Source organism: Klebsiella sp. 4_1_44FAA, from assembly GCF_000238715.1.
GTDB classification, from domain to species: domain Bacteria; phylum Pseudomonadota; class Gammaproteobacteria; order Enterobacterales; family Enterobacteriaceae; genus Klebsiella; species Klebsiella pneumoniae.
In genome coordinates, this window is record NZ_JH414799.1 from 326,752 (window position 1) to 337,983 (window position 11,232).

Consider the following 11,232-nt stretch of genomic DNA (forward strand, 5'->3'; position numbering starts at 1 on the left):
GCAACCGTTTGATATTAAATCGTATTAATGCCTGTGTTATGTAGGCCGGGCAAGGCATCGCCGCCGCCCGGCATAAAACGGCTCCGCGCCCGCTGTTCTTGCCCGGCGGCGCTGCGCTTGCACGGGCCTACGATTTTACTGCAACCGTTTGATATTAAATCAGATTAATGCCTGTGTTATGTAGGCCGGGCAAGGCGTTGCCGCCGCCCGGCATAAAAGCGGCTCCGCGCCCGCTGTTCTTGCCCGGCGGCGCTGCGCTTGCGCGGGCCTGGGGTATCTATGCAAGTGTTTGATATTAAAGCATATTAATGCCTGTGTTATGTAGGCCGGGCAAGGCGACGCCGCCGCCCGGCATAAAAGCGGCTCCGCGTCGGCTGTTCTTGCCCGGCGGCGCTGCGCTTGCGCGGGCCTACGATTTTACTGCAACCGTTTGACATTACAGTGTATTAATGCCTGTGTTATGTAGGCCGGGCAAGGCATCGCCGCCGCCCGGCATAAAGGCAGGTACAGCGCCTGATAGCGGTTGCCTCGCACCCGCTCAGCGACAGTCGTCGACGGCGACAAACTGACCATACTGCAGGGACTGAACCGCCGCTTCGGCAATGGCCTGCGCCTGCAGGCCGTCCAGCAGGCCGGGCAGGTCGGCGACGGTTTCACCATTCAGGGAGCGAATAAAGGCGTCAAGATGCTGGTAATAAGATCCCTGTACCCGGCTGAACCAGTCCGGCCACAGGCCCGGCTCAATGCGCTGATTGCCGCGCCACAGGGTAGGGCCCGCCGGCGACTGGCTACCGGACTCCAGCGCGCCTTCGGCGCCCAGCAGGGTGATCCGTTCATCGTACCCGTGGCCGGTGCGGCGGGTATTGTCCAGCTGCGCCAGCGCGCCGCCGCGCATCTGCATCATCAGGATGGAGGTGTCGACATCGCCAAATTCGGCAATGTCCGGCAGGGCCAGCGCCGCGCCCATCGCTGCTACGGTGCGCACTTCATCGCCAGTGAGAAAGCGCAGGAGATCGAAGAAGTGGATCGCCTGATCGCGCATCTGGCCGCCGGAGCTGCGCAGATAGTCGAGCGGCGGCATGCTGGAGGCGCGGCAGACCATCTGCACCAGCTCGACCCGGCCGATCAGCCCTTGCTCCAGCTGGCGGCGGAGCTGCTGATGGCTGCTATCGAAGCGCCGGTTAAAGCCGACAGTGACCGGCACGTTCAGGGGGAGCACCCGCTCCACCACCTCACGGGCGCGCGCCAGGGAGAGGTCGATCGGTTTTTCGCAATAGACCGCCTTGCCCGCCCTGGCGGCGGCTTCCAGCAGTTCGGCATGCGACGGGGTTGAACTGGCGATCAGCACCGCGTCGATGGCGTCGCTATGGATCGCCTCGCTCACGGTCACCGCCCGGGCGCCATAGCGGGCGGCCAGCGCTTGGGCGCGCTCCGGGGCGGCATCGGCCACCATCGTCAGCGCACTTCCTTCATGACGGGCAAGACTGGCGGCATGAACCTGACCGATAAAACCACTGCCTACCAGGGCAAAACGTTTGCAGATCATTTTTTTCTCCAGAATGGCGAGGGGACGCTGCCACCATAATCGGTTTGCTAAACTCACTGACACTGCCGTTTTGATGGATTTCCATCATGAAGAGAGGGGCGATGAAAAACATTTCACTGGCGATGCTGGCCAGACAGATTGGCGTCGGCGTGGCCACCGTTGACCGGGTGCTGAACGAGCGCGGCGGCGTATCGCCGCAGACCACGCGCAAAGTGCTGCAGGCGGCGCGCGAGGCGGGGCTGAAGCGGATCCTGCCGGAGGAGCACCGCTTTCCCTGGCAGATTGAGGTCTTTCTCAGCAGCAATGACTCGTTCTTCTTTCCGCAGCTGGCGCAGGATTTTGCCGCCGTGGCGGATAGCCTCGGCTATCGCCGTCTGACCTTGCACCGCACCTTTGTCCCGGAGTCGCAGCCGACGACGCTGGCCCGGCGCATTGCGCGCAGTTGCCAGCAACGTCAGGGGATCATCGTCTTCGGCAATGACCATCCCGCGGTGCATGACGCGCTGCGCCGCTGCCGGGAGGCTGGCGTCCCGGCGATCACCCTGGCGACGGACCTGCCCGGCGCCGACCGACTCTGCCACGTGGGGATCAATCAGCTGCAGGCTGGCCGCACGGCGGGGTTAATGCTGGGGAGAATGACGCCGCGGCCCGGCGAGGTGCTGATGGTCAGCGGCCGGCAAGATTACAGCGCGCATCGCCTGCGCATTCAGGGGTTCCGCGAGGTGCTGAGCCAGCGCTTTCCCCACCTGCAGCTCAGCGACGTGCTGGCGGGCGAGGAGCGGCGGGAGCAGATCACCCGCCTGGTGGAGCAAGCCCTGTGCCGCAGCCGAAATATTGTTGGGATCTATAACACCGGGCTTGGCAATACCCAGATTGCCGAGGCGCTGGCCCGCCACCGCCGCGAAGGCGACGTCTGCTGGATCACCCATGAGCGTTACAACACCACCCGGCAGCAGCTGGCGAAGGGCAGCCTGGCGTTAACGCTCGATCAGAACACCCGCCAGCACGCCCAGCTGGCGATCGACCTGATGCTGCGCCATCTGGAGTCCGGCTACCAGCCGCAAACCTATGCCGACGGTAAAGTCGACTTTATCCTCTACAGCGCCGAGAACGTGGACTAAGGCGTGCGGCGCCTCCCTTCCTGACAACACGGATTTCCCCGGCGGGTAAATGACCACCCCGCCGGGAGGGATCGCTTCAAAGCGTTGTCTGCTTCTCATTTTTCGCTCATTTATGCGGCAATGTTAGATGTCTGTCAAAATTCTGTTACTGCATAGTTTTAAAATTTTCATTTCAGTTATTTACTTATAAAAGTTTCAAATGTCTTGTTAATGAAATAAATGGTCTGAAATCCAGGTTGCGGCGTAAATGGACTGATGTTTCAAAATAGTGATGATAAAACAGCCGTTATTTGTGATTTAGATCACGATGGAGTGCGAGAGGTGCCGCAGCGTCGTCGATATACCAGCAGACATTTGCCGCAACGTAACTGAAATTAATTTTTCATTTTGTTTCATTCACCGGCGTACCTACAAAATCAAGGATCAACTATGAATATTAAGAAAACGATTGTTGCCTCTTTGTTAGCCTGCATGCTGCCTGCGGTGGTTATGGCAAAAGATGTCTCCATTGGCGTCTCGATGGCGCTGTTTGACGATAACTTCCTGACGATCCTGCGTACCTCGATGCAAAAAGAGATGAAAAAAGATGGCGTTAAATCGCAGATCGAGGACGCGAAAGGGGATGTCTCCCAGCAGCTGCAGCAGGTACAGAACTTTATCGGCCAGGGGGTGGACGCCATTATCGTCAACCCGGTGGATACCAACGCGGTGAAACCGATCATGGATCAGGCCACCAAAGCCGGGATCCCGCTGGTGTTTGTGAACCGCCGTCCGCAGGCGGAGCTGACCGACAAGATGGCCTATGTGGGATCGGACTCCATTCTTGCCGGCCGTCTGCAGATGGAAGCGCTGGCGAAAGCGATGAACGGTAAGGGCAATGTGGCGATCCTGCTCGGCGACCTGGCGAATGAATCCACTCGCGACCGCACCAAAGGGGTGGAAGAGGTGGTAGCGAAATACCCGAACATCAAAATCGTCCAGAAGCAGACCGCGAAATTTACCCGCAATGACGCAGTGGATGTGGTCAGCAACTGGATGACCAGCGGTGAGGATATCCAGGCCATCGCCTCCAACAACGATGAAATGGCGATCGGCGCCCTGCAGGCGCTGGGCAAAAACCCGAACCATATTCTCATCGCCGGCGTGGATGGCACCCCGGACGCGCTGCAGATGCTGAAGAGCGGCAAGATGATCGCCACCATCTTCCAGGATGCGAAAGGCCAGGGTGAAGGCGCAGTCGACGCGGCCATCAAGCTGGCGAACGGCGAGAAAGTGGAAAAAATCATCGACGTGCCGTATCAGCTGATCACCAAAGAGAACATGGCTGAATTTACCAACCGTAATCAGAAATAGTCCTGGCCAACCTGTGGTACGGAGGTGGATGTATGAACGCTTTTGCCCTTGAAGCCGAAGGTATCAGTAAGTTCTTCCCCGGCGTGAAGGCGCTCGATAATGTCTCATTGCGCGTGCGTCCGGGAACGGTGCATGCCCTGATGGGCGAGAACGGCGCCGGTAAATCCACGCTGATGAAATGCCTGATCGGTATCTATCGCCCCGATAAAGGGTCGATTCGCGTGAAAGGGGAGCCGGTGGAGTTTACCGACACCATGGATGCGCTGCGCTCGGGGATCTCGATGATCCACCAGGAGCTCAATCTGGTGCCGCATATGACGGTGGCGGAGAATATCTGGCTGGGGCGCGAGCCGATGAAGTACGGCTTTGTCGACCATGGCCAGCTGACCCGCCAGACCCAGGCGCTGCTGGATAAGCTCAATATCCGCTTAACCGCTGACCGGCTGGTGGGCGACCTGAGCATCGCCGCCCAGCAGATGGTGGAGATTGCCAAAGCGGTTTCATGGAACGCGGATATCGTGATCATGGATGAGCCCACCTCGGCGCTGACCGAAGGCGAGGTGGCTCACCTGTTCACCATCATCCGCGACCTGCGCGCCCAGGGGAAAGCGATCATCTATATCAGCCACAAAATGGATGAGATCTTTGCCATCACCGATGAGATCAGCGTCTTTCGCGACGGCACCTGGGTGGGGAGCAAAAACACCACCGAATTTACCCGGCAGTCGCTGATCACCCAGATGGTGGGCCGCGAATTAACCCAGCTGTTTCCGAAATTTAATAACACCATCGGCGAAGAGGTGCTGACGGTTCGCAACCTGACGCGTCAGGGCGTGTTCCATGACGTCAGCTTTAGCGTACGCCGTGGCGAAATCCTGGGCGTGGCCGGGCTGGTGGGCGCCGGGCGCAGCGAGGTGATGGAAAGCCTGTTCGGTATGGAGCGCTTCGACAGCGGCGAAGTGCTGATCGACGGAGCGCCGGTGACCATCGATTCCCCCTCCGTGGCGATTGAAAAAGGGATGGCATTATTAACCGAAGACCGGAAAAAGTCGGGCCTGTTTCTGGTGCTGTCGGTGCTGGAAAATATGAGTATCGTCAAAATGCCGGAATATATCGGCAAGAGCGGTTTTGTCCAGCACGTGAAAATGGCCGAAGACTGCATGGAGCAAATACGCCGGCTCAATATTAAAACGCCGACGATGGATCAAATTATTAATAACCTCAGCGGGGGGAATCAGCAAAAAGTCCTGATTGCGCGCTGGCTGTTAGCGCAACCGAAAATCTTAATTCTCGATGAGCCGACCCGCGGTATCGACGTCGGGGCGAAGGCGGAGATTTATCATCTTATCAGTGAACTGGCGAATCGGGGGGTGGCGGTGATTATGGTCTCCTCTGAACTGCCGGAAATCCTTGGCATGAGCGATCGGGTCATGGTGATGCATGAAGGTCGTATCACCGGCATCCTGGAAAAAGACGAAGCCGACCAGGAAACCATTTTGTCGTTGGCATCCCATTGAGGCACAGAGAATGAGTAATATGAAATTAACGGCGGCTCCGGCCAGCGAGGGTTCCTCCTTCTTCGCTAATTTGCGGCATAAAATGCCGAAAGATACCGGCATCTTTGTGGTGATGCTGGTGATTGCCCTGACCTTTGAAATCGCCGGCTGGTATGTTCGCGACCAGTCGTTCCTGCTCAATACCAACCGACTGGTGCTGATTGTGCTGCAGGTGGCGATTATCGGCATCATCGCCGTCGGCGTCACCCAGGTGATCATCACCACCGGGATTGACCTCTCCTCCGGCTCGGTTATAGCCCTTGCGGCGGTGGTGGCGGCCAGCCTGGCGCAAACCTCCGATAGCCTGTCGCCAATGTTCCCGGCGCTGGTCAACCTGCCGGCGGTGATCCCCATTTGCGCGGGGATCGGCGTCGGCCTGCTGTGCGGCCTGACCAACGGTTTCCTGGTGACGCGGACCGGTATTCCGCCGTTTATCGCCACCCTCGGGATGATGGTTTCGGCGCGCGGTCTGGCGCAGTATTACACTCAGGGCAACCCGATCAGCTTCCTCTCCGACAGCTTTACGGCGATAGGCCAGGGGGCGATGCCGGTGATTATCTTCTTCGTGATCGCCGCCGTGTTTCACATTGCGCTGAAGCATACCCGGTATGACAAATATGTGTATGCCATCGGCGGCAACATGACCTCGGCCAAAGTGTCCGGCATCAATGTGAATAAATATCTGGTGATCGTCTACACCATCGCCGGGGCGCTCTCAGGGCTGGCGGGGGTGGTGCTGGCGGCGCGCGTCAGCAGCGGCCAGTCGAGTATGGGGATGTCCTACGAGCTGGACGCGATTGCCGCCGCGGTGATCGGCGGCAGCAGCTTAATGGGCGGAGTGGGGCGCATTACCGGCACCCTGATTGGCGCGATGATCCTTGGCCTGATCAAAAGCGGTTTTACCTTTGTCGGCGTCGATGCGTATGTGCAGGATATTATTAAAGGCATCATTATCGTTGCGGCAGTAACCATCGATATGCGTCGCAACAGGAAAAAACACTAATCTTATCAACGGGCGGCAACGGCGAAGGATGCCGTTGCCGCCAGTCCTGTCCAGAAATAAACAAAATACTCCCCGCCAGGCTCCGCCTGTCTGTTTTGCCCGCGCTGCGCATCCTGTACAGTTTCGCCACTTCCGTTGTCCATTCGTCAGGGGCCACGCGTGGCCTGCGGTTTCTGGAGTCGTATGAATACACCATCCTTTGGCAAATTCTCGCCGCGCTGGCTAGCGGGAAAAAGGGGCCTTATCGTCACGCTGCTCGCGGGGCTGGCGATCCTGGCGCTCGGTCGGGGCATGAATTTGCCGGCCAGAGAGGTTTACCGTGAGAGGCAGATCCGCCAGCTGGAGGAGGATGCGCAGTGGGTGACGGAACGCCTTGAGCGGCGGATGAACATTCCGGCGCCGCAGCGGGAAGCGACCTGGCCGCTGGCGGCGATGCGCGCCGCTCTCCAGACCCTCGCCCGGGAGCGGCATTATCAGCTGCTGCTGGTGAATGGCGACGGGCATCTGCTGGCGGCATCGCACGCGCTGCCGGCCAGCGTGCTGGCCCAGGTGCAGGCGCAGTTCCCGCGAGAGATGCAGCCCCCGCTGTTCGGCAGCCACTACCAGACCATTCAGCCATTCGCCCCGCATCAGCGGATGTTAAGCCGGGCGCTGAACGGCAACGCGGGGCTGGCGGGCTGGAATCTGGTGATGCTGGCGCCGGATGGTGGATTGCCCTCGTTGCTGGTGGCTTACCGCTGGCCGGTAACGATCGGCCTTGGCGCGGTGCTCGCCAGCGCGCTGCTGGCGCTGAGGCAGGCGGCGCGCGCCAGGCGAAAACGCTAATTGCCAACCGCGCCGTCAGGGATGGCGAATCTGCAGGGTGGCGGGCAGGTAGCGCTGAAGCGGCTCCGGGGCCTGACCATCGATCAGCTGGCTGAGCAGATCGTAGCAGTGCCAGGCCAGCTGGCGATTATCCTGCTGCACGGTATCAATGCGCAGGGAAAGCGAATCATACAGATAGTGATCGTCGAAGCTGGCGAGATGAATATTGGAATCCAGCAGATGATGCTGGCTCATATAGCGCAGCACCCCTTCGAGCAGCCCGCAGGCCGCGGTGAAGAGCGCCTTCGGCGGACGCCCCAGCCGCGCGCAGAGCGCCGCGAACATCTCATAGCCGGAGCTGGGGTGGTAGTTGCCGTTGATCACCCACTCGGGGCGCAGCGTGATCCCCGCCTGGGCCAGGCCCTGGGTGAACCCCGCCAGCCGGTCGCGCGACGGCGACAGCCGCGGCTGGCCGCCGAGAAACCAGAACTCGTCCGCATGCTGAGGCGCGATACGGGAGATCAGCTCGGCCGTTGGGGTGACCGAGTCGGTCATCACCAGCGGCAGGGCGCTGTCGCTGGGGGAGCGGTCAAACAGCACCACCGGCAGCTGTTCGCTGAGCTTCTGATAGTCGGCATCGCTGTGCATACAAGAGGCGACAATCAGGCCGTCGACCTGGCGGGCGATCATGTTATTGACCACCACGCTCTCCTGGCCAGGGTTTTCGTCGGTGCAGGAGATAAGCAGCTGCACGCCGGCTTCCCGGCAGAGCGTCTCAAGCTCGTGGGAGAAAACGGCAAACCCGTAGTTGGTGATCTCCGGCACCACCAGACCAATGGTATGGCTGCGGTTATCGCGCAGCGAGCGCGCGTGAATGCTCGGCTGATAGTGCTGTTCGCGAGCGATCGCCAGTACGCGCTCGCGCGTCTCCTGCGCCACGCGCAGCTCTTTACCACGACCGTTGAGTACCAGGCTGGCGGTCGCTTTGGAGACGCCCGCCAGTTCGGCGATATCTTTGATAGTTACGCGTTTGGTTTTCATCAGCACCCGGGAGCCTGAAAGCAAAACGCTTATTCTACCATGCATGGCCGCAGCAGCCAGCGGCAGAATGCCACCGGCGTCGCACCGCTGAAGATGAGCTGCCCCGGATAGCCCGGGAAGAAGCGGCTGCTCATCACCCCTTCGCCATCGTTGATGAAAATCTCCACGCTGGAGCGGTCGATAAAGATCCGCAGGCGTCGCGCCTCGCCGCGCCAGTAGCGGTGATGCATCTCCGCCGTCTGCAGGCCGCGGCGCGACAGACGCAGACCGTCGCGATTGACGGTGAGCTGCAGGGCGCCGGCAAAGTCCAGCCCCAGCGTGCTGTCGGGGGAAAGTCAAAGGTCAGCTCCATCGGGGCGAGGGGCAGGGTCTGTCCGCACCAGCCCTGAGCTTCCTCGCGCAGAGCGGCCAGCTCGCGCAGCGGACGCTGATACAGAGTGCCAGCCTGCCACTCCAGCTCACGCACGCAGGTCATCTGATGGATCCAGCCCTGCGCGCGGGTGGGCTGATGCATCTCGTCCCCGTCGGGGACGCCCATCCAGCCGACCAGCAGGCGGCGGCCATCATCGGCCTGCATGGTCTGCGGCGCGTAGAACTCAAATCCGCTGTCCAGCTCGTGCAGCGGGCCGTGGTCGAAGATCCCGCGTTCGGCGTCGAAGCGGCCTGCCATCCACACCGCCGGATAGGTATTGAGAAAGCGCTGCGCTTCGCGGGCCAGCCCCTGCGGGCAGCAGATCAGCAGGTGGGTGTCCGCCAGCGGAAAGAGATCCGGGCACTCCCACATGTAGCCGGCGTTCGCCAGGCCGTTCACGTCGTGCCCGGCGATCTCGCCCACCAGGCGCCACTCCCGCAGGTCGCTGGCGGTAAACAGCAGCACTTTGCCGCGCTGTTGCACATCCTGCGCCCCAAGAACCATGTACCAGCGCCCGTCCTGCCGCCACACTTTAGGGTCGCGCACATGGCCGGTATAGCCTTCTGGCAGCGGCAGCACCGGCCCCAGCTTGCGGAAGGTGCCATCGGCATTCTCGGTCGCCAGACATTGCCAGGCGGTGCGCCCGCCGTCGGGGAATTTCACGTTGCCGGTGTAGCACAGAGTCAGGGCGCCCTCGAACTCGACCGCGCTGCCAGAGTAGCAGCCGTTGCGGTCATACTCTTCATCCGGCATCAGGGCGATAGGTTCGTGCCGCCAGTGCAGCAGATCGGCAGAGCTCCAGTGTCCCCAGCACTTATAGGTATGGTCGCAGGCGAGCGGGTTCCACTGATAAAACAGGTGGTAACGCCCGGCGACCTGGCAAAAGCCGTTAGGATCGTTCAGCAGTCCGTTGACCGGCGCCAGATGCCATTGCGGATAATGGCTGTCGGCCAGCGCCTGCGGCTGGCCCTGCATAACGGCCTGCAGGATCGCAGGCAGACGTGACGGTAATGACATTATTCAGCGTCCGTTTTGTATTTCAGCGTCAGAGAGAGCGCGAAGGCCACGGCGAAGGCGATCGCCATTCCGATAATGTAGTTCAGCAGCGAGCTGGCCTGCACGATAGCCATCCCCGGGATCGCCGTCAGGCCCACCGCGGTCATGTAGACGTGCATCGACACCACCCAGGCGCCGCCGGCGGCACCGCCCACCAGCGCGGCGATGAACGGTTTCACAAAGCGCAGGTTAATCCCGAAGATTGCCGCCTCGGTGATCCCCAGCATCGCCGAAAACGCCGACGGCAGGGTGATGGCTTTTATTTTGGCATCTTTGGTTTTAAACCACACCGCAAAGCAGGCGCCGCCCTGGGCGACGTTGGCCATCGCCCAGATCGGCAGCAGGAAGTTGACGCCAATCGATGGGTTGCCCAGCAGTCCGGCCTCGATGGCATGGAAGCTGTGATGGATACCGGTAATGACGATCACCGAATAGAGGCCGCCGAACAGCAGGCCTGCCAGCCAGCCGGCGTGGCTGATAAGCGTGCTGAGGATAAACGAAATGCCGTCGCCGAGCGCGCGACCGGCCGGGCCGATCAGCAGCAGGGCGATAAAGCCGGAGATAATCACCGTCAGGAACGGAGTGAGGATCAGGTCCAGCGCGTCAGGGATCACGCGGCGCAGCCGCTTCTCGACCATGCTCATAAACCACACCGCCAGCAGCACCGGGAAGACGGTGCCCTGGTAACCGATCATCGCCACTTCGATGCCGAAGAAATTCATGGTGTGGAAGCCGGCGGCGACGCCCCAGGCGTTGGTCAGAGCCGGATGGGTGAGGATCCCGCCGAGGGTCGCGCCCAGATAGGGGTTACCGCCAAATTCGCGGGCGGCGGTAAAGCCGATCAGGATCGGCAGAATGATAAACGCCGCCGAACTGCACATATCCAGCATGATATAGAGAGCGTTGCTCGGGTCGACCCAACCGTAGGTTTTCACCATCCCCAGCAGGCCCATCAGCAGGCCGGAGGCGACGATGGCCGGAATAATCGGCACGAAGATGTTGGACAGCAGGCGGGCGATGCGCTGGAACGGGTTCAGCTTTTTCGCCGCCAGGTCGGCGGCTTCGGATTTGCTCGATTCGCTGATGCCTGCGGCCTGGATAAAGGCGGCATAGACTTTATTGACCACCCCGGTGCCGAAGATGATCTGCATCTGTCCGGCATTGCGAAAGCAGCCTTTCACCCCGTCGATTTTGCCAATCGCCTGCTGATCGGCGAGCGCGTCGTCGACCAGCACCAGCCGCAGGCGGGTGGCGCAGTGCGCGGCGCTGGCGATATTTTCCTTGCCGCCCAGCAGGGGAAGCAGTGAGCGGGAAATCTGTTCAAAATCCATAGTACCCTC

Annotated in this window: 7 protein-coding genes and 2 pseudogenes; 5 read left to right on the forward strand and 4 right to left on the reverse strand. The window is 60.7% G+C overall.

What is annotated here, in order from left to right; genetic code table 11:
* Positions 1 to 538: 538 nt before the first annotated feature.
* Complete coding sequence (locus tag HMPREF1024_RS18815; protein WP_009308075.1) at positions 539 to 1,546, reverse strand: Gfo/Idh/MocA family oxidoreductase; 1,008 nt, start codon at positions 1,544 to 1,546, stop codon at positions 539 to 541.
* A gap of 101 nt (positions 1,547 to 1,647) precedes the next feature.
* Here HMPREF1024_RS18815 and HMPREF1024_RS18810 point away from each other — a divergent pair, with 101 nt between their 5' ends.
* The 5 genes and pseudogenes from HMPREF1024_RS18810 to HMPREF1024_RS18790 all read left to right on the forward strand — a co-directional run bounded on the left by HMPREF1024_RS18810 (position 1,648) and on the right by HMPREF1024_RS18790 (position 7,372).
* Positions 1,648 to 2,667: a LacI family DNA-binding transcriptional regulator gene (locus tag HMPREF1024_RS18810; RefSeq protein WP_004191476.1), complete on the forward strand. Its 1,020-nt coding sequence runs from the start codon at positions 1,648 to 1,650 to the stop codon at positions 2,665 to 2,667.
* Between the two features lie 429 nt (positions 2,668 to 3,096).
* Positions 3,097 to 4,020 (forward strand): sugar ABC transporter substrate-binding protein, encoded by a 924-nt coding sequence (locus HMPREF1024_RS18805; RefSeq protein WP_002892597.1) that lies wholly within the window; start codon positions 3,097 to 3,099, stop codon positions 4,018 to 4,020.
* Between the two features lie 32 nt (positions 4,021 to 4,052).
* Positions 4,053 to 5,537 carry a sugar ABC transporter ATP-binding protein gene (locus HMPREF1024_RS18800; RefSeq protein WP_004142660.1) on the forward strand — a complete coding sequence of 495 codons (1,485 nt, stop codon included), beginning with the start codon at positions 4,053 to 4,055 and terminating at the stop codon, positions 5,535 to 5,537.
* A 19-nt stretch (positions 5,538 to 5,556) separates the two neighbouring features.
* Entirely contained in the window at positions 5,557 to 6,579 is a 1,023-nt protein-coding gene (locus tag HMPREF1024_RS18795) for an ABC transporter permease (RefSeq protein ID WP_176564480.1), read from the forward strand.
* A 183-nt stretch (positions 6,580 to 6,762) separates the two neighbouring features.
* Positions 6,763 to 7,372: pseudogene (locus HMPREF1024_RS18790) on the forward strand (hypothetical protein).
* A 47-nt stretch (positions 7,373 to 7,419) separates the two neighbouring features.
* Here the strand turns inward: HMPREF1024_RS18790 and HMPREF1024_RS18785 are convergent.
* From HMPREF1024_RS18785 to HMPREF1024_RS18775, 3 genes and pseudogenes are all read right to left on the reverse strand, one after another.
* Positions 7,420 to 8,430, reverse strand: a complete 1,011-nt coding sequence (locus HMPREF1024_RS18785) for a LacI family DNA-binding transcriptional regulator (protein WP_014907957.1) — start codon at positions 8,428 to 8,430, stop codon at positions 7,420 to 7,422.
* 23 nt (positions 8,431 to 8,453) lie between these two features.
* Positions 8,454 to 9,853 (reverse strand): annotated as a pseudogene (locus tag HMPREF1024_RS18780) (sucrose-6-phosphate hydrolase).
* Positions 9,853 to 11,223 carry a sucrose-specific PTS transporter subunit IIBC gene (locus HMPREF1024_RS18775; protein WP_002892640.1) on the reverse strand — a complete coding sequence of 457 codons (1,371 nt, stop codon included), beginning with the start codon at positions 11,221 to 11,223 and terminating at the stop codon, positions 9,853 to 9,855. Before HMPREF1024_RS18775 ends, HMPREF1024_RS18780 begins: the two are co-directional and overlap by 1 nt.
* Positions 11,224 to 11,232: the final 9 nt, after the last annotated feature.

Coding starts and splice junctions, on each gene's coding strand:
- HMPREF1024_RS18800 (WP_004142660.1), top strand. CDS start 4,053: ATGAACGCTTTTGCCCTTGAAGCCGAAGGTATCAGTAAGTTCTTCCCC.
- HMPREF1024_RS18810 (WP_004191476.1), top strand. CDS start 1,648: ATGAAAAACATTTCACTGGCGATGCTGGCCAGACAGATTGGCGTCGGC.
- HMPREF1024_RS18775 (WP_002892640.1), bottom strand. CDS start 11,223: ATGGATTTTGAACAGATTTCCCGCTCACTGCTTCCCCTGCTGGGCGGC.
- HMPREF1024_RS18815 (WP_009308075.1), bottom strand. CDS start 1,546: ATGATCTGCAAACGTTTTGCCCTGGTAGGCAGTGGTTTTATCGGTCAG.
- HMPREF1024_RS18805 (WP_002892597.1), top strand. CDS start 3,097: ATGAATATTAAGAAAACGATTGTTGCCTCTTTGTTAGCCTGCATGCTG.
- HMPREF1024_RS18795 (WP_176564480.1), top strand. CDS start 5,557: ATGAAATTAACGGCGGCTCCGGCCAGCGAGGGTTCCTCCTTCTTCGCT.